We start from the raw sequence: 17,436 nt of genomic DNA on the forward strand, positions 1-17,436 counted from the left end.
CGAACGTAACGTCCGCGATCGAGGTCGACCTTCCTCAAGCCTCGGTGCTGACGATGACTTGCTCCCACCTCGGCGCAACGTTTTGCCATCGGTAAGGCATCGCGGCTTGGTGGGCTTCCCATCCCATATCGCGGCGCTCTTCGACGGATGACATCAATCGCTTCAAGCCTGACACGAACTCCGCTTCGCTTTCGACCAACAGACCTGCTTGGGAATGGTGATAGAGCGTCGCCAGCGCAGGAGAGCAGTTCATCGCGACGCTAGGCAATCCTGCCGTCATCCCTTCCAGTACGCTCTGCGGGAACCCTTCGTAGTCGCTGGTCAGGACAAACAGATCGGCTTGTTGCCATTCCTTCCAAGCGTCGGTGGTCCATGGCTCCCATTGAATCGATTCGGGTTGGATGCTCGCATTCGCCAGGGAATGCAATCGCGATTTCTCGGGGCCATCACCGACTAGCTTGAGGCTCCAATCGGGATGGTGCGCAGCAAGATGCGACCAAGCATTCAAGATTCGATCGATTCTCTTTTCGCGGGAGAATCTCCCCATGTAGAGGCAGGTGAAGCGATTCCGCCGGCTGCGATTCTCGATCCAATCCTCTACGTCAAACGACGGTGCATCGATCGCGGAGGGAATGGTGACGACTTTCTCGGGCGATTTGCGAAAGAGCGTGCGTTGAAAGTGTTCCTTCAAATCGTCCGACTGCACGACGCACCGGGTTGCCCGTGGATACTGAATTCTTCGCAACGTTTCCCAAACGAAAGAGAGCTTCTGTTTCCTGGGATCGCTCCGTTCGGAAATGACGACGGGGAATTTCTTGGCCCATGCCGCAAGCGCGACGATATTGGTGGAATCGCAAAAGGAAATAGCCAAGTCTGCGTGCCAATCGTGCGCATCGTTTTTCAGCGCCCTTATGCGTTGCCAATTTCCAAGGGGACCTTGCAACCAACCTCCCGTCGACGAGACCAACCCAAGCCCTCTGCGTTCGATCCGTTCATCCAATCGGTATCGATCGTCCGAGGCGGAAGAGAGCGTAACAAGTCGGACATCCGACTTCTTCACCAGATGGTTTGCCAAGCAGGCCATCTGTCGCTCTGAGCCACCTCCCGAGAGTCCGTGGATGACCAATTCGACGCGACCAGGTAGCGGTTTTTCCGAAAATGCGCTTTGGCTGGACAAGATCGACTCCGCGACTCCCGCGACACGTGGCTAAACTGGGAAAATGTCTTCATCCTACCCCATAATTCATCCTGCGTGCTTGGTATGCGAGTCCAATCATTGGAACCCCGACGTCGCAACGACCCGCGTCATTCGTTCTCGTTTTCCCGATGCGTCCGTCCACCGTTGCGATAGGTGTGGTCAAGGCATCTTACTCCCCCTTCCCGATGAAGAGGCAGTCCAAAAAATATATGATTCCGCGGACTATGCCGAGTCGTATGACTCCGCTGGAGAAGCGTTTGCCATCAGCGGCCCCCATGTATCGGAGCAGTTGGCTCCTCGCTTCGACACTCTAAATCGATTGCTCCCCCGACTTGGAAAACTGCTCGATGTTGGCGCATCGCGAGGATTCTTTCTCGCCGAAGCCAAAAGGCTGGGTTGGGACGTGCAAGGCATCGAGGCCAGTCCTGAATGCGCTTCCTATGCCAAGGTGAACTATGGCATTCCCATCCTCGTCGGGAGCGTGGAATCGATTCGACTTCCTAAAAGCTCGTACGACTGCATTCATCTCAGCCATGTTTTAGAGCATCTCCGCGAGCCCAAGCTCCGTATTCAACAACTCATCGATGCGTTAAAGCCTGGCGGCGTTCTCGTGGTCGAAGTTCCCTACGAGTTCGGCGATCTGTTTGATCGAATCCGCGAGCTCTTTCTTCGCCAACCAAGACCGTCCAACTCCGTCCCATCGACCCATCTCCACTTCTTCTCGCTCGCAACCTTGACTCGATTGCTCCAGGGTATGGGGTTGACGATCGAACAATCCGCAACCCCGCGTCGAAATCAATCCTTGGACAGCCGATTGCCTTGTGGCAAGTGGATCAAATCGTCCGTTTACTACTGGGAATCTCGCCTGCACTTGGGACCTTTGATCGAAGTCTACGCTCGCAAGCCTCGTTGAATATGAACTTGAAACTACCGCAACTCCCCGCCAAACCAGCGAACCATCATCGTTTGATCCTCGTCGGAGACATCGTTGGGAAACCAGGTGTCTCCATCGTATGCCAAGCGATTCCGTGGCTTCGGAGCTTTGGTCAAATCGATACGATCGTCGCGAATGCTGAAAACGCCGCCGATGGGGCTGGCCTGACCGTCAATCAGTACAAGAAATTGGTGGAGGCCGGTGTTGATGCCATCACTTTGGGAGATCACATCTACAAAAAGCGTGAGATTGCGACCGTTCTCACCACCGCTGGCAATATCGTCAAACCGGCAAATTTCCCCCCCGGCGCTCCGGGGCAGGAGTTCTGCACGATTCAGACCACGCTCGGCTTTTCGATTGGCATCGTCAGTTTATTGGGTCGCGTCTTCATGCGTCCCGTCGATTGTCCGTTCTTGGCGGTCGATCGTGTCTTGCAACGGATGCCAGAGGATTGCAGGGTTCGCCTCGTCGACTTTCATGGAGAGGCGACCAGCGACAAGCAGACCATGGCTCGGTATCTAGACGGGCGTGTGACCGCCATCCTAGGGACCCACACACACGTCCCTACCGCCGACGAGTGCGTCCTGCCGGGCGGAACCGCGTTCCAGTGCGATGTCGGCATGACGGGGCCTTACGAAAGCATCCTGGGGCGTTCCATCACACCTGTTCTGAATACGACCCTTACCTTCGATCCCAACTCCTTCCATGTGGCAACGGAGGATGTACGGCTCTCAGGAACATGGGTCGATTGCGATCCTTCGACGGGGAAAGCGATCGCGATCGGTCGACTCGTTTTGCGTCCATCGGATTTGGAAGGCTCTTAGGTCTATCTATATAGATTTAAACATATGTTGTATTAGTAGTAGGGGACGAGGATTTGTACACAACCATCGATTTTCACCACCAACGCTTGGAAAAGGCTTGGTGGGATCCAGACGGAGGTGTGTGGATAACCTGTCGGTGGAGCGAATGAAAATGAAGGAAGAGACGTTGATGAAACCGTGAGCTTTGAACATCGAAATTCGCGGTGTTGGTACTTGGAAACACGAGAGACATGGGGAAACAGGCAATCGACAACTTATCCACGAAAATAGAGGCGATCGCATTCGACATGGATGGATTGTTGCTCAACACGGAGGATTTGTATGGTGAAGTGGGGGAGATCCTCATGGGGCGAAGGGGAAGAGCATATCGCGAAGAGGTCCGTCAGCGGATGATTGGTCTTCCAGCCCCCCAAGCCTTTGGCGTGTTGATTGCGGCCGAAGGATTGCAGGAGACTTGGCAGGCTTTGCAGCGCGAGACGGATGAGATCTTCGAAGAGCTTTTGCCGACGCGGTTGGCATTGATGCCCGGTTTGGAGGAATTGCTCGATCATGTCGAGAGTCAAAGTCTTCCAAGGTGCGTAGCGACCAGTTCCACGCGAAGTTTTGCGACAAAGGCGTTGACGCAAGTCGGTATTTTCGATCGATTTGATTTTGTGTTGACGGCAGCCGATGTCCCGAGAGGCAAACCCCACCCGGACATCTATGAGGAGGCGGCTAGACGGATGGGTGTCGACGCGGGATCGATGTTGGTATTGGAGGATAGTCCCACCGGGACGCGAGCCGGGGTATCCGCGGGTGCTTACGTGGTATCGGTACCCAACGCGCATACCCAACACGGCCCATTTGACGGCGCCCGATGGGTTGCCGATACGTTGCGAGATGCACGAATACGAAAATTGTTTGAGAGAAGGATACTGGAAGCGTGATGAATGCGAAGCGAGTAGTCTTGGCCATGAGCGGAGGGGTCGACTCGAGTGTCGCTGCGAGTTTGCTTTTAGAGCAAGGCTTCGAAGTGATCGGCGTATTCATGCGACACGGTGAAAAGTCGAGCGAGGCATGCGAGTTGGACGCAGGAAAGCCCAACCCGCTGTTGCCGATCTTGCAGGGGAGGTTGGACCACAAGCAAGGGTGCTGTTCGGCGAGCGACGCGGCCGATGCGAGACGCGTGGCGGATCGCCTGGGGATCCCCTTTTACGCCCTGGATTTGGAAGAGGATTTCAAACGGATTGTCGATTACTTCATCGATGAATATCAACATGGGAGGACCCCGAACCCGTGCGTGCAATGCAACAACTGGATCAAGTTCGGACGGCTGTTCGATTACGCCGATGCAGCCGAAGCCCACTACGTGGCCACAGGGCATTATGCCAGGATGGTGCAGGGAGAAACAGGTGAGTGGGAATTGCACCGCGGATTGGACAACGACAAAGACCAGGCCTACGTGCTGACCGGGATTCCCAAAGAGAACTTGTCACGCATGCTCTTGCCCGTCGGGATTTATCACAAGCCGGAAATACGAGAAATGGCTGGCAAGGTGGGTTTACGAGTTGCCGACAAAAAAGATAGTCAAGAGATTTGCTTTGTGACAAGCGGCCAGCATGCGCAGTTCATTCGAGACAAGACAGGAGTTTCCGAGCCGGGAGAGATTGTCACCGAAGATGGACGCGTCGTCGGGACGCATGCGGGCATTGAGGGCTTTACCATCGGGCAGAGAAAGGGGATCGGCGTCGCGATGGGATCCCCATACTTTGTGACTTCGATCGATGCGGAGAAGCGACAAGTGGTGATCGGACCGCATGAGTCGTTGGGAAGGACATCGTTGATAGCGATCGATAGCAACTGGTTGACGGAAGATCTTCCCTGGGCGATTCCGTTCGAGGCTGAGGTGCAGATTCGATACAACTCCGAACCGCAACCAGCCATGGTCCAGCGACATAGCGATGGGAGTTTTGACGTACGGTTTCACGATCCAACCTTTGGAGTCTCACCGGGGCAACTCGCAGCGGTCTTTCGAGGTAGCCGAGCGCTCGGCTGCGGTTGGATTCAATCGACACATCGGTGAACCGCGAAGGGTTACTCGAGAATGGGTGGATAGGCAACGCGCTGGCCTAGCTCGCCTGAAGAGCAACTTCCGGAGGGTGGCTGGCAGATGTAGCCTAGGGGAGGATTACCGCTGATAAGCACCCACACGGACCCATTGCATTCAAAAACGCATTCGTAAGACAAAGATAAATCGCTGTCGTTGTTTACGTTTTGGCTCATGAAAAGTTCTTAGTCCGTTTGGAGTGGAGGGAGAGTCAGCGTTCGCACAATGCGAAATGCAGTCTCTACCAGAATTCTGTTCGTTGTGAATGAGTTGAGATGATCAGGCACAGGGCCCTTTCGGGTGGAGTGATATCCACCCTTGGCGTACAAAAGGACTTCGAACCTCTTGGCTTCCTCTTCGTTGGGATAGGCCCTGTGTTCGATACTGGTCGTTCCGACAAGTTCACGAGGACTCAGCCTAGCGTTCATCACCCACCCCGTTGGCGTAAAATGTTTCAAAATGTTAGCTGAGTCCGCGAGCCATTCCTCGTAGCCGCCATACCAGGATTCACAGATGGTGCTGCTTCGGGCCAAGCATTCCCATTCCGACAATGTCGGCAAGCGGTACTCGGTAGCCGGGTCGTCGATCCCTTCTAACGCGCTCAATCGCTGGCAGAATTGTTTCATATCATCGAATTTGGCCGACAGATAAGGCTCCTGCGCGGTACCTTCGTCGAAGCGGATTCCAATATCGGGACGAACATTCGAATAGAGTTGATTGGAGATTGCCTCCGTGCTGAACGCCATCGTGTGGTCTAAGACTTTGAGGGTCAAAGGATCGTCGTGGGAATAGAGCTTTTCCAACGAACATCCGTACCAAAAGACACGAGGGGCGCGAATGATCGCCATGCGTAAGCCATGTTCGGTGTGGTACCAGTTCCTCGATTCGACGATTTCCTCGAGCCCAGGTGTTTGATCGAGCCAATCGACTTTGGATCGATACCCCCACCGAATCAAGATCTCGCGGCTCAATTCGTGCGCACCGGCTGAGGGGTGATGACCGTAGATGTCTGCCAATTGAGCGACGAGCAGCTCGAAGGTATCGGTATCGATATCTTGTTTCGGGGTGTACGCCATGCAGGTAAGCATGGCGGTTGAGTGCCAATCATCGTCTGCATTTCGATATCGGTCGATAATCGTTTCGAGTTCGATACCCGAATAGGGAAACGAACATAGGAAATAGGTGCGAGGGCGTATGTCGTTGCAGAATCCAAGGACTTCATCGACCCATTCCCAGTCGTTGAGAATACATGCTGCCAAGGAAAGCCTGCCACACCATTTTGGATTCAGTTCTTCTGGAAGTGCTTCGGCACGCGGCAATGCAGCTCGAAACGGTTCCATCTCCTTTTGGATCGGTGCATCGAATCGTTCAGGATGGTTTCTTATCGCATCGAACACGTCGAGCAGTTCGCTTGTCGCGACGGATTGAAGCAAACGAAGGATCCGTGCTTCGTATTGACTCGATTGGTGCCAAAGGGAGAGGAGTCGAATTAACCGAGCGCGATGGGTTCCACTCGAGCTTTCCGAGAGGCTTTCAAAGAGGGTATCGGCAAGGCGTGGGTCGGCTCGTTCCAGCAGAAAAATCCAGTCGTTTTCGCTTCCCCGCGTCAACGCTTGGTGAAAATTCTTCGAGGCGAAGTTCGAAAGGTCGACGGAGTTCGATTTAGATTCGTCTGAGGATAGGAGCGACTGCAGCAACTGGACCTTCCAAGGCTCAGTCGGGGTGGAAGGAGACGATGTTAGGAACGGTTCGAGCTGCTGTTTCGCAAAGGATGGGCTGCTCGCGTAGGCTTGGTACCAAGACTTCAAGTGTTTCGGGTCCGAGGACACAAACCAATCGCGAAGTGACGATTCTATCATCGGCAAGGCCTTGCCGGACAAACCCGTTTCGGCGTTCGAGAGATTGGCTAGAGGTTGAATACCGCTACCCTTCTTATTTTGTGTCCAGGAGACGATCCAGTACGCGATACCGAATACGAGGGCCAGGGATAGGGTTGCGATGGAAATCTGGACCAGGCCCTGTCGACCGCGATGGATCTGAACCTGCGAAGGATTGAAGGGGATGGATGGAACCAGAGAGATCGGTTCCCCCATCAACCAAGCGGAGAGGTCGTGAGACAATTCGTCTACCGACCGATAGCGATCGGCTGGATTTCTCGCCAAGCAGCGCGCGATGATGGTTTCGAGCGGGGGTGGAAGATCGGGACGAATCGACCTCGCACAAGGAGCTTGTTGGTCTCGAATCAACGACGTGACCGTGATGGGATCCCCATCGAATGGCAGCTTCCCGGTCAGTCTTTCGAAGAGCATGACACCGATGCTGAAGATGTCAGACCGAGCATCGACCTGGGAGGATATCCCAGAGGCTTGCTCTGGGCTCATGTAATGAGGAGTACCGATCCACTGACCATCGAGGGTTGCCGAGGTCGTGGAATGAAACGATTTGGCGACGCCGAAATCGAGAATGCGAACCTTGTACTCGTTCGAGTCGAAGGGATTCAGCGACGGGGCGGCCTCGTCCGATGGGGTTCCATCGTCGGAAGCGAGGAGGTCAGGTTCGAGGCTTCGGGCTTCGACCATGACGTTGGAAGGCTTGAGATCGCGGTGGATGACACCGGCTTGGTGGGCCGCGCGAACACCTTGGAGCAATTCCAGAAAGAGTCGCACGACGGATGCATCGTCGGGCAACACGTCGGAAGGGAGCTCGGAAAGCAGTCTTCCGCGAACCAATTCCGAAACGAGGTAAGGAATCCCTTGCCATTCCCCCACGTCAAAGATTCTTACGATATTGGGGTGGGATACCAAACTAGCCTTTGCCGCCTCGCGAGCATACGAGACGGCGATGACGCGTTGGGAGTATCCCCCGGGCGTGTGGAGGAAGTCGATCGGGAGCTTGAGGGCTACCCGGCGGCGGATGGCGACGTCTTCCGCCTCGAAGACAAACCCGTGACTTCCTTTCCCCAATAATCGTAGAACCAAATAGCGATCAAAATGAGGAGGGAGGCGGGATGCGTCACCAGCAGCCTCATCGGGATTTTGATCGCGTTGTCGAGCGGACTCTGCAGTCCGATCACCTTCTTTGTCCGTCCAAGTCTCATCCGGGGCTGACGGATAAGGGGCGTTCGAACGTACGGTTTCTCGGAGTTCCCCGGGCTCGGGAGGGACCTCCGATGGGCGATCGATGCGTTCGGCCTGATCCAACCACTCCTGCTCGATCAGGATCAGCTCGCGAAGTATCCTCATCGAATACTCGGGGGATCCCAGCGAGGCGAAATCCTGAGGATGGGGTCGTGACCCCGATCGTAAGTCCGCCTCGAAAGCATCGCAGATCCGCTCGCGCTGCTCGAGGAAATCGAGAGCACGAAGGTCTGAGATGGAGCAACCCAATCGGTGCAGTGTGGAGTTCATCATTAGTCCTTTGAACGACATCTCGCACCGGAGAATAGAGACGAAAAAAGGGTGTTGCAACCATAAAAACCCAAGAAATCCTATATTCCGACCAGGCTTATCTTTTCTGAAAAAGAACCGAGTTTTGTGTCGAAATACAAGGGTTTCTTACGGTTTGAAGGCTGGGGCTAAAGTTCGCTTCTTCAATGGGCTCGGTGAACGGGCTCGGTGAACGGGCTCGGTGAACGGGAGGGTTTCTAACGCTCGACGAGGATTGCGGCAAAGGGCATGCAGGGCAGCCCAGTCGTATTGAAACGTCGCCAGCATCCAACTAAACTTCGAGCCCGCTGCCCAACCCACTTATTCTAATTGGAATGCCATTGGTATGGCATCTACTACACTCGACGCGTTTGATAGAAATCTCTCGTATGAATCATTCCGAAGGCGGGCCAGGTTCCGTGACACGGTGGATTTCAGCGATGCGAATGGGGGATCCAGATGCAATCCGCAAGCTGGTCGAAAGATACTTTGGGCGGTTAAGAAAGCTTTCGGAAGCTCGCATCCGGAGAGGAAAACCGATCTATGAAGATGGGGAAGACATCGCCATCCAAGTACTCACCTCGGTGTGCCAAAAAGTAGAGCAAGGCCATTTTCCCGATCTTCAGAATCGAAATGACCTATGGTATTTGATGATCTTCATCACCCACCGCATGGTGATCGATCGATGGCGATCCAGGAAGAACCTCAGTCATCATGTCCCTTTCGCCGGGACTTTGGAGGATGCCCTCGAAACCATCGATCACGATCTGGATTCCTTTCTCTCGGAGGACTCCGAGTCCGATTTCCAGATCCTTGAGATCGTAGATTGCTGGCAAGGGATGATCCGCCAGATCAAAGACCCCATCGCCAAAGAGGTCGCCAAGCTCAAGCTCGATGGGCTCAGCAATCGGGAGATAGCCGACAAATTGGGAATCGTGCCGAGAACGGTGGAGCGCAAGTCGGAACTCATCGAGCAGCGATGGTCCGCATTGTACGAATCTCTCGATCGAGACGAGTAGTACCCGCTCCCAACCCGCTTGCATTCCCTGACCCAACCCCCATAATGCTCCAATACTCAAACGTTCGTTTGAGCATATGTTTGGAATCAAGGGGCATCGGTATGCGGGCAAATCAAACGTGGCGAGGCTTTACGTTGGTCGAACTCCTCGTGGTCATCGCCATCATCGGGATCTTGGTCGGGCTTCTCCTACCAGCCGTTCAAGCCGCCCGCGAGGCAGCGCGACGCATGCAGTGCCAGAACAATCTGAAACAATTGAGCTTGGCCTCCCACAACCACGAAGCGGCGATGAAGGTTCTGCCAGCAGCTTATCGAGCGCAGTCGATCGGTGGGGCTCCCGGCTACTTCGATCTCTGGGGGACCCTGGCCCTCCTTACCCCCTACCTCGAACAATCCAACGTCTACAACGCAATCGACTTGCGACAGACGATGTACCAACTCGTTCCACCCTATGGAATCCAATCCCCGCTGGCGGTGCAAACACGCGTTCCCAGCTTCGTTTGCCCTTCCGACAAAGGGGAAGCAGTATGCCGGGACGCATATGGCATCGTCGGTGATTTGGCCCCAACCAACTACTCGTTCTGCATGGGAACCGGCACGACGAGGGGGCGTACCGGTTGGCTCGGCTCACCGTGGGACGCCGATGGAACATTCTACGCCCAGTCGCGGACTCGCATTACCGACATCTACGATGGCTCGAGCAACACCATCGCTGTCTCCGAAAGGATCCTCGGCGAAGGTCCCGAATCGACCGTGCTGAGCAATCGATCGGAACTACGACCCCAAACCATGTACGTGAATCCAGGGGCCGAGACATCCGTCGCAAACTGCCAGTCGAGCCTCCGAGTCAACTTCAATCAACGCCGCATGTATACCTGGGTAGCAGGAGAACCCCGTTGCACCAGCTACAACCACTACTTCGCCCCAAACGATCGAAACAACGCCGACTGCGTCGCCAATTTCACAGGGTCCGATCCTATCACCCGCAGCTCCGCTCATGGTCTTTCGACCGCTCGCAGTCGCCACACCGGCGGCGTCAATGCTTCGTATTGCGATGGAAGTGTTCGGTTGGTCAGCGACTCGATCGAGCTGACTATCTGGCGCGCCCTGGCGACTCGCAGCGGTGGTGAGGTGATACAAAGTGACAACTAGCGAAACTTCTCACAGCAACTCCCATCGCTTATTAGATGAGACCGCGATCCAAAGGTATCACGAAGAAGGGTATCTGGTTCTAAAACAATTCTTTGCACCGGAGAAGATCAAAGAATTAGGAAAGGACGTGGATCGTGTCCTCACCGAACACCGAGAGATTCTCGATCCTCGTAATCTGCGAGTTCGGTTCAAGCCCCATCATGCGACGGGCGAGAATCTTCTCGAAGTTCTCGATCCCATTGCCGATTTGTCGCCCATGGCCAAGAGTTTGACGATCGACGACCGACTGCTCTCGGTTCTTTTTGATCTCTACGAGGAGCCTGCAGAGCTTTTCAAAGACAAGTTGATCTATAAACCGCCGGGTGCATCGGGGGCCTCCCTTCACCAAGACTGGATCGCTTGGCCCGGATTCCCGAATTCCTTTCTAACCGTGTTGGTCGCGATCGATCCCTTCACCGAGAAAAGCGGGGCAACCGAGGTGTATCCAGGAGGGCACTTGAATGGGTACCTCGCGCCGATGGATGGAAAACACCATGTTCTTACCGAAGGCCAGATGATGTGCGAACCGGTCCCTTTGGTTCTGGATCCAGGAGACATCGCAATCTTCGGCTGCTTGGTTCCCCATCGCTCCTCCGCCAACACGAGCGAAACATCGCGCCGCGGCTATTTCATCAGTTACAACGCTCGTTCCGATGGCGGCCAGCAGTACCACAAACACTACCAAGAATTCCACTCCTGGATCCGCTCCAGAATTCCCTCCGGACATGAAGACCAACTCTATTTCCAGTAGTAAACTGCGGCTGCAGTTCGAATGGCTATCGTGGGGATGGCTGCCGATCGTCATCGGTGCAATGGCGATGACGGCGACCTATCCAGGTCGAACCCACGGGCTCGGAATGGTTACCGAGCCACTCCTTCAAGATTTGCATCTCGATGATCCTGCCGGGCGTGTCTTTTTCGCATCGCTGAACTTTTGGGGAACCATCTTGGGGGCATCTTTTTGTTTGCCCGTGGGATGGCTTCTCGATCGCGTCGATCGTCGAGCGGTTTTGACAGGAAACATGATTCTCCTTGGCCTCGCAGTGATGTGGATGGCCTCGGTCGAGTCATGGCAAGCACTTTTCGTTGGCATCCTTCTCTCGAGAGGGTTGGGTCAGAGCGCTCTTTCCGTGGTTAGTTTGAGCATCGTCGCGCGATCCTTTTCGAGGAAACATCTAGGGGTGGCGATGGCCCTTTACGCCGTGCTCGCGATGCCATTTCACTTGCTATTGATCCAAGGAGTAGGGATCGCGCTGACCGACTACCAACTTCCCTGGCGATCAGTTTGGTCCTGCGTGGGGATTGCCCTGTTAATCCTTTCTCTCAGCTCGCTCCTCCTAGGGGGGCAAAAACATCCGGATGGCATCGAGGACCCGACTTCCAAGGAGGGAGGAGCGAGTTTGAGGATGGCGTTGCAGACCCCCGCATTTTGGATGTTTAGCTGCACGATCGCGCTATGGGGGATGATCTACAGCGGAGTGGCACTTTTCAACGTCGATATCTTCCGAGAACGGGGATTTGATGAGAAGACCTACTTCCAGGTCCTCACTTGGATCAGCATCATCGCCGTGGCCTCGAAGTTTCTTTTCGGTTGGATGGTCAACTTTGTTTCACTATCGAAGCTCCTCGCCATTTCCCTTTCGGTCACATCTCTCTCCCTAGCCGGTCTCCCGTGGGCGACGCACACGTGGCATGCGTTCCTCTATGGAACAGCGATTGGACTTGCGTCCGGGGCCGTGGCATTGCTGTTCTTCGCCACTTGGGCGAAGCTATATGGACAGAGAGAACTCGGAAAGATTCAGGGGGTTGCTCAGATGCTGACGGTCTTGGCATCCGCATCGGGTCCCCTGGTATTTTCCTTCTCCAAACAGTGGACCTCTTCCTACACAAGTATCTTTCAAACGCTGTCCGCGGTTATGTTTGTTTTGGCGATCGCCGCCTGGTTAACACCGATTCCCCATTTTTGTGAGGCTGAACCAAAATGAGTTTGCTTGCTGGGGCATTGCCCATCGTCGAAACCAAAGTTGCCCGATTTCACATCTCGCTCAACGTTTCCGATTTGGAGAAATCGGTTCGTTTCTACAGCATCCTCTTCGACCGCCAGCCTGATAAGCGGCGAGATGACTACGCGAAGTTCGAGCCGGATCATCCGCCATTGGTCGTGTCGCTAGAACCGAACGGTCGATGCGGAGGTGGAACGCTCAACCATTTGGGCATCCGCCTGCCGGATGCTCGCCAATTGGTGAGTGTTCAAGAGCGTTTAGAGCGGGCCGGTATTCGCTCTCAACGTGAGGAAGGGGTCGAGTGCTGCTATGCGCGACAGACCAAGTTTTGGGTTCAAGACCCCGATGGCACGCTTTGGGAGTTCTACACCCTCGATGACGATGAACTCGACCAGCGTGGGGTAGGGCAATCCCTGGAGGTGATGACCAGCTCTACGCTTCCCGAGGATGCAATCGTGTGGGAACACATGCTGGGCACAACCATTCCACTCCGGTCCGATGCGTGCGAGAACAGCGTCGATGAAGTTCGATTGCGGGGGAGTCTCAATGTCCCTCTCGCGAGGGATGAAAAGGAGCGGTTATTGCACGAATCGATCCGAATCCTCAAACCGGGCGGTCGGTTGTTGATTCGCATTCTTTCCGGTGATCGCGAGCACCCAGCACCGCAGTTGCCGGGCAAAGGTGCACCGGTTCGCTTCGTACCCGCTAAAGACGATGTGGTCGGGTGGATCGCCGGCAGCAGACTCGAAGGAATTCGATTGCTGAAGTATGACGATCCACCTTGCTTCCAATGCGATGGCATCGCGATGCGCGAGACTCACATAGAAGCTTTCAAGCCGGTTACCAAGGCTTGATCTTCCAGCCCAAGTAAAATCCAGCTAGGAAAATACTGAAGCCAACCACCGCAGGATGCTTCCCTCCGTACTCCTTGATCGAATCGCCGATCGATCCAACCATGACTTCAAAGTCACCGGATTCCTCGGAGTTGGAGTTGGAGTTGGAGTTGGACCGAGGAGCGTTCGGTCGCGAGTTGGTTCGAGTTGATTCCCCTTTGGAAACGGATGTATTCGACATAGTGGATCCTCTATTCTGAAGTAGATGTTTCTCTCGCAAGCGATTTGAGCCAAGCGAGGTTCTTAGATAATTCGTGGGTGGATCTGGAAAAGGTTCGGAGCGAGCGACTCAGTCCCCAGCCTCCCAATCCGGCAAGCACAATCGACAAGAGCATCATTCCCGAGCCTGACACCAAATAGGCTGCCCAGGGACTCCAGTCCGCTTGCTCCATCAAAACCGAGGCAACGGCCATGCCTAGGAGGGGCAAACCCGCAATGGATCCTGCCATCCCGAGCGCGATCAATGCCATGGGTGCTATGGCTCTTCGGCAAGCCTCCTTAGAGTCCTGTCTAGCCAGCTCCCAATGCAGCTCACCCATCTCCAAAAGATCCCCCGCCAGCTGGGCTGATGATCGAACCAGTCCGGATAGGGGTGATGGAGATCGTTGATACGTGCTACTCATTTTCGCCTCGACACTAACCAACCCACAATCCCACCAACCAGGAAGCCTCCCACCAGCGTGGATGCGGGGTAACGGTGCACCCAGTCAGTAAGAAGGCCGGATGACGGAGGTTCCTTGCGACGCGCTGCCATAGGCCTAGTTATCCGGCGATCGAAGGGAGGAAGGGAACCGTTCCGGGTGGGAGCCCCGTTGGAGATCCCGTTGACTGTCTGGTTGATTCGATTGCTGACCATGATGGGATTGGGCAAGGTAGGTTTGAAGTCCACGCAACAGGGCTCGCTTCCCGGACGACAGCAAAAACGATGTCGCCATCGATAACACCATCGAACGTACCGAGTGGCCTGCGCTGGTGACCGGAGGTGGTGAAGCGGCAACCGTACTGGACCGAATGGGTAAAACCCCAGTTGTGACTGCCGAACCAGTTGCGACCGTCGAACCAGCTCGACGGTACAGCAAGGTGAAACCCGCTAATGCACCGATCGCAAATGTCGTTACGGGTGCGGATCGAATATGCTCTTTCCAGTCCAACATACGCTGCGATTGGCGAACCACTTCGGACGCATGCGTCCGACTCTGCTCGCGCAAACGCTCCATGCGTTGTTGGATTTCTGTCGATTCATTGGAGGAGTGCATAGCGAAGATTCAATCTACTTGCGAGATGCCATCGAAACGCCAATGGCGATACCGGCGAGCAAGCCCAATCCAGCCACGATCGCAATCGATTCCATCGGCCGCTTCGAAACCGTGTCCTTGGCCACTTGGTAGCCATGGTCCGCTTGCTCGCTGACGCGATGGATCCCTTCCTCAAGCATATCGGAGGCTCTGTTATAGGCAGTCCCAGCCCGATCGCAACAATCGGTTAAGAATGCCTCAATCTGCTCGCGAGTTTGCCCAGTCTTTCTTTCAATCAGTCCGATCAACTGATCCACGTTCCCCTGAACACGGGTCAAGTCATCCCCTGTAATTTGACCGAACTTCTCCTTGATCGCACCAACGACCTTGTGCCAGTTTCCAGCAAGCGTTTCTTGAGCAACCATTTTGTTCTCCTTCAGCTATCTCGTGTCCTGTGTGAACGCACCATTGCTCGGACGATTCCTAGCAACGCGTTTCCGTTTCTCATCTCAAAGTTAAGCATTCGGCGTGCCAACATGGAATTGCATGGATAATTCGGCTTTTGATGCTCCGTCGCCAACCAAGATGGTCGATGACCGGCCTTTGAGCACTCCTACGACTTAAGCCGGGTCTTCCGCTGTGCTGACCGATTCCAGCGTATAGATTAAACACGAGTATGCACCCAAGTGGACGTTGGCCGATTGGCCTTGATGATCGTAAGCGATTGCTTCGGTATCGATCCCCTCGGCTTGCGTTCCATCCTGATGCTCGCCATAGACTTCGGCGTCCCCGTTAAAAACCAATTTCCAATGGCCCGGCGTGGGGAATCCGATGCGATAGTCACGTGTTGCTTGATCCGAAAACTTCAGGACCACCACCACATCATCGTGCGGTCCCCCCTCTTTGGAGCGATGGAACGCGATGACTTTCTCATCCTCGTTGCAATGCAAGATCTGAACTTTTTGACCAGTTAAACCTGCGGTGAGCTGCGATCGATTGGCCCGCAATGCAATCAAATCGCGATACATGCGAACAATGGAGTCGTATTGTTCGGCGCGAGACCAATCGATAGGAACCGTGTCTCGAAACCATTGATCGACCAAGAATTCCTGACCCTGAAAAAGCATGGGGATGCCGGGTGCAGTCATCATCAGACAAGCTCCCAGCGTCGATTGCTTGACTGCGTATCGATTGGGTGTCTCGCTCGGATCGATTTCGGAAACCACACGCTGCTTCCCATTTGCGACTTCATCGTGGGATTCGGTGTAGATGACCCGTTCAAAGACATCATGGTTGTACTTGTGCAAAATCGCATCGCAAATGGCTTGGAGAGAGCGATGTGCATCCTCTACGGCAGTGATCGCTTCCCGTACAGGGTGGACGAAGGCAGCATCCCACTGGGCGTCGAAACTTCCTCCTCCGTGTTCGGCGGATTCCGTGAGCCTGGAATTATTTTGCAAATCCTCCGCGATGGTAATTCTTCCAGGGAATCGATTCGCGACCTCCGTGTTGATCCATTGCAAAAGCGAATATCCATCTTCATTGATATTGTTTTGGTCATGATCGGCAGCTCGGATATAAAGCGTCATGTCGTAGCGAAGACCGTCTGCGCGAAACTCATCCAGCCACATCATGGCATTGTCGAAGATGTACTGACGGACCTCTTGGCGACCGTAATCGGGGCGGGTATCTCCCCAAGGAGTCGCGGAACGCCAATCGTTGTAGAAATAAATGCCTCCCTTGTCGTTTTCACTCCATCCATCGAATCGCCAAAGATCCAGATCCGAGGGACCAAAGTGGTTGTAGACGACATCAATGATGACCGCGATTCCCAATTTGTGCGCCGCGCGAATGAAACGCTTCAAACCGTTCACGCCTCCGTAGGCCGACTCCACAGCAAACGGATGCGCTGGGTTGTAACCCCATGAAATGTCTCCGGCGAACTCGGCCAGAGGCATCAGTTCGATCGCATTGATACCAAGCTCCTTCAAGAATGGGAGCTTCTCGATCGCGCTATCAAATGTCCCGACTTGCCCCTCCATGGTATGGAAGGTCCCGATGTGCAATTCGTAAATCACGAGCTCATTCCAGGGGGGCATCGTGAATTCAGTCCCCTCCCAATCGAAGTCATCCTCGACGATGCAGGTGTGCCCTACCGAGTTTGAGACCTCTCTCGCCCGAGGATCGATGCGATCGAATCGTTCCTCTCCCCGTCGAATCGAGAACTTGTATCCCTGCCCCACGGTCGCTTCCGGAATCTCTACCACCCAAACACCTTGATCCTCCATCTTGCAAGGATTCGCGTCGATGTTCCATGCGTTGAAATCTCCAATGACCGAGACATGGTCGGCGTGCGGTGCCCAAACGGCAAATCGATATCCTTTGTCTACGCGTTGGCAGCCCAATCCAGAGATAGTTTCTGCGACGGCATTCTTCACGGTGGTTCGACTCCTTATTCGAGGTGATCTTCGTCACGAAGCTCCCGTTTTAATGGCACCGTTGCAATGGCACCGTGCACTGCGTGGACAACGAGGCGGAGCCTCGCGGGATCGTGGTTGAATCATGATAAAGCAACCGGCGGGCCAACCATTAGCATCCTATCAAGTCGTTCGATTCCCGACCAATTTGA

The 17,436-nt window shown here is 54.6% G+C and carries 16 protein-coding genes; 9 read left to right on the plus strand and 7 right to left on the minus strand.

Translation table 11 applies throughout. The features are described from left to right. Nucleotides 1-34: 34 nt before the first annotated feature. On the minus strand, nucleotides 35-1,177 hold the full coding sequence (locus SH467x_RS08910; RefSeq protein ID WP_482370920.1) for a glycosyltransferase: 1,143 nt from the start codon (nucleotides 1,175-1,177) through the stop codon (nucleotides 35-37). A gap of 43 nt (nucleotides 1,178-1,220) precedes the next feature. Between SH467x_RS08910 and SH467x_RS08915 the strand changes: the two genes are divergently transcribed. The 4 genes from SH467x_RS08915 to mnmA all read left to right on the plus strand — a co-directional run bounded on the left by SH467x_RS08915 (nucleotide 1,221) and on the right by mnmA (nucleotide 5,018). Continuing rightward, nucleotides 1,221-2,111 (plus strand): class I SAM-dependent methyltransferase, encoded by an 891-nt coding sequence (locus SH467x_RS08915; protein ID WP_482370921.1) that lies wholly within the window; start codon nucleotides 1,221-1,223, stop codon nucleotides 2,109-2,111. Nucleotides 2,112-2,113: 2 nt separating this feature from the next. Continuing rightward, a complete protein-coding gene (locus tag SH467x_RS08920) occupies nucleotides 2,114-2,956 on the plus strand; it encodes a TIGR00282 family metallophosphoesterase (RefSeq protein WP_482370922.1) in 843 nt (280 codons plus the stop codon). Between the two features lie 203 nt (nucleotides 2,957-3,159). Then, a complete protein-coding gene (locus SH467x_RS08925) occupies nucleotides 3,160-3,882 on the plus strand; it encodes an HAD family hydrolase (RefSeq protein ID WP_482370923.1) in 723 nt (240 codons plus the stop codon). Further along, nucleotides 3,882-5,018 carry a tRNA 2-thiouridine(34) synthase MnmA gene (gene mnmA / locus SH467x_RS08930; RefSeq protein ID WP_482371357.1) on the plus strand — a complete coding sequence of 379 codons (1,137 nt, stop codon included), beginning with the start codon at nucleotides 3,882-3,884 and terminating at the stop codon, nucleotides 5,016-5,018. The genes SH467x_RS08925 and mnmA overlap by 1 nt, the downstream gene beginning before the upstream one ends. Before the next feature lie 209 nt (nucleotides 5,019-5,227). On the opposite strand, the gene SH467x_RS08935 is transcribed toward mnmA, so the two are convergent. Continuing rightward, nucleotides 5,228-8,452 carry a serine/threonine-protein kinase gene (locus SH467x_RS08935; protein ID WP_482370924.1) on the minus strand — a complete coding sequence of 1,075 codons (3,225 nt, stop codon included), beginning with the start codon at nucleotides 8,450-8,452 and terminating at the stop codon, nucleotides 5,228-5,230. A 404-nt stretch (nucleotides 8,453-8,856) separates the two neighbouring features. Between SH467x_RS08935 and SH467x_RS08940 the strand changes: the two genes are divergently transcribed. The 5 genes from SH467x_RS08940 (at nucleotide 8,857) to SH467x_RS08960 (ending at nucleotide 13,533) form a co-directional block, all read left to right on the plus strand. Further along, the gene (locus tag SH467x_RS08940) at nucleotides 8,857-9,486 is read left to right on the plus strand and encodes an ECF-type sigma factor (RefSeq protein WP_482370925.1); all 630 of its coding nucleotides are present in this window, start codon (nucleotides 8,857-8,859) and stop codon (nucleotides 9,484-9,486) included. Between the two features lie 101 nt (nucleotides 9,487-9,587). After that, nucleotides 9,588-10,637: a DUF1559 family PulG-like putative transporter gene (locus SH467x_RS08945; RefSeq protein WP_482370926.1), complete on the plus strand. Its 1,050-nt coding sequence runs from the start codon at nucleotides 9,588-9,590 to the stop codon at nucleotides 10,635-10,637. After that, entirely contained in the window at nucleotides 10,627-11,427 is an 801-nt protein-coding gene (locus tag SH467x_RS08950) for a phytanoyl-CoA dioxygenase family protein (protein WP_482370927.1), read from the plus strand. The genes SH467x_RS08945 and SH467x_RS08950 overlap by 11 nt, the downstream gene beginning before the upstream one ends. Beyond that, nucleotides 11,402-12,661 carry an MFS transporter gene (locus SH467x_RS08955; RefSeq protein ID WP_482370928.1) on the plus strand — a complete coding sequence of 420 codons (1,260 nt, stop codon included), beginning with the start codon at nucleotides 11,402-11,404 and terminating at the stop codon, nucleotides 12,659-12,661. The genes SH467x_RS08950 and SH467x_RS08955 overlap by 26 nt, the downstream gene beginning before the upstream one ends. Next, a complete protein-coding gene (locus SH467x_RS08960) occupies nucleotides 12,658-13,533 on the plus strand; it encodes an ArsI/CadI family heavy metal resistance metalloenzyme (RefSeq protein WP_482370929.1) in 876 nt (291 codons plus the stop codon). Before SH467x_RS08955 ends, SH467x_RS08960 begins: the two co-directional genes overlap by 4 nt. Here the strand turns inward: SH467x_RS08960 and SH467x_RS08965 are convergent. From SH467x_RS08965 to SH467x_RS08985, 5 genes are all read right to left on the minus strand, one after another. Then, nucleotides 13,520-13,753: a hypothetical protein gene (locus SH467x_RS08965; protein ID WP_482370930.1), complete on the minus strand. Its 234-nt coding sequence runs from the start codon at nucleotides 13,751-13,753 to the stop codon at nucleotides 13,520-13,522. The two genes, SH467x_RS08960 and SH467x_RS08965, sit on opposite strands and share 14 nt — an antisense overlap. Nucleotides 13,754-13,763: 10 nt before the next feature. Next, nucleotides 13,764-14,195 carry a phage holin family protein gene (locus tag SH467x_RS08970; protein ID WP_482370931.1) on the minus strand — a complete coding sequence of 144 codons (432 nt, stop codon included), beginning with the start codon at nucleotides 14,193-14,195 and terminating at the stop codon, nucleotides 13,764-13,766. A gap of 135 nt (nucleotides 14,196-14,330) precedes the next feature. Further along, entirely contained in the window at nucleotides 14,331-14,828 is a 498-nt protein-coding gene (locus SH467x_RS08975; protein WP_482370932.1) for a hypothetical protein, read from the minus strand. Between the two features lie 14 nt (nucleotides 14,829-14,842). Next, entirely contained in the window at nucleotides 14,843-15,232 is a 390-nt protein-coding gene (locus tag SH467x_RS08980) for a CsbD family protein (protein ID WP_482370933.1), read from the minus strand. 195 nt (nucleotides 15,233-15,427) lie between these two features. Then, on the minus strand, nucleotides 15,428-17,245 hold the full coding sequence (locus tag SH467x_RS08985) for an alpha-amylase family glycosyl hydrolase (protein WP_482370934.1): 1,818 nt from the start codon (nucleotides 17,243-17,245) through the stop codon (nucleotides 15,428-15,430). Between the last annotated feature and the right edge of the window lie 191 nt (nucleotides 17,246-17,436).

This window comes from Brakhagea slesvicensis (genome assembly GCF_052161625.1).
Taxonomy (GTDB): domain Bacteria; phylum Planctomycetota; class Planctomycetia; order Pirellulales; family Pirellulaceae; genus JBKCUI01.

What these genes read in the sequence shown, in the direction of transcription:
- SH467x_RS08940 (WP_482370925.1), top strand. Translation starts at nt 8,857, where the DNA reads ATGAATCATTCCGAAGGCGGGCCAGGTTCCGTGACACGGTGGATTTCA.
- SH467x_RS08970 (WP_482370931.1), bottom strand. Translation starts at nt 14,195, where the DNA reads ATGAGTAGCACGTATCAACGATCTCCATCACCCCTATCCGGACTGGTT.
- SH467x_RS08955 (WP_482370928.1), top strand. Translation starts at nt 11,402, where the DNA reads ATGAAGACCAACTCTATTTCCAGTAGTAAACTGCGGCTGCAGTTCGAA.
- SH467x_RS08965 (WP_482370930.1), bottom strand. Translation starts at nt 13,753, where the DNA reads ATGTCGAATACATCCGTTTCCAAAGGGGAATCAACTCGAACCAACTCG.
- SH467x_RS08945 (WP_482370926.1), top strand. Translation starts at nt 9,588, where the DNA reads ATGCGGGCAAATCAAACGTGGCGAGGCTTTACGTTGGTCGAACTCCTC.
- SH467x_RS08935 (WP_482370924.1), bottom strand. Translation starts at nt 8,452, where the DNA reads ATGATGAACTCCACACTGCACCGATTGGGTTGCTCCATCTCAGACCTT.
- mnmA (WP_482371357.1), top strand. Translation starts at nt 3,882, where the DNA reads ATGAATGCGAAGCGAGTAGTCTTGGCCATGAGCGGAGGGGTCGACTCG.
- SH467x_RS08920 (WP_482370922.1), top strand. Translation starts at nt 2,114, where the DNA reads ATGAACTTGAAACTACCGCAACTCCCCGCCAAACCAGCGAACCATCAT.
- SH467x_RS08980 (WP_482370933.1), bottom strand. Translation starts at nt 15,232, where the DNA reads ATGGTTGCTCAAGAAACGCTTGCTGGAAACTGGCACAAGGTCGTTGGT.
- SH467x_RS08915 (WP_482370921.1), top strand. Translation starts at nt 1,221, where the DNA reads ATGTCTTCATCCTACCCCATAATTCATCCTGCGTGCTTGGTATGCGAG.
- SH467x_RS08975 (WP_482370932.1), bottom strand. Translation starts at nt 14,828, where the DNA reads ATGCACTCCTCCAATGAATCGACAGAAATCCAACAACGCATGGAGCGT.
- SH467x_RS08960 (WP_482370929.1), top strand. Translation starts at nt 12,658, where the DNA reads ATGAGTTTGCTTGCTGGGGCATTGCCCATCGTCGAAACCAAAGTTGCC.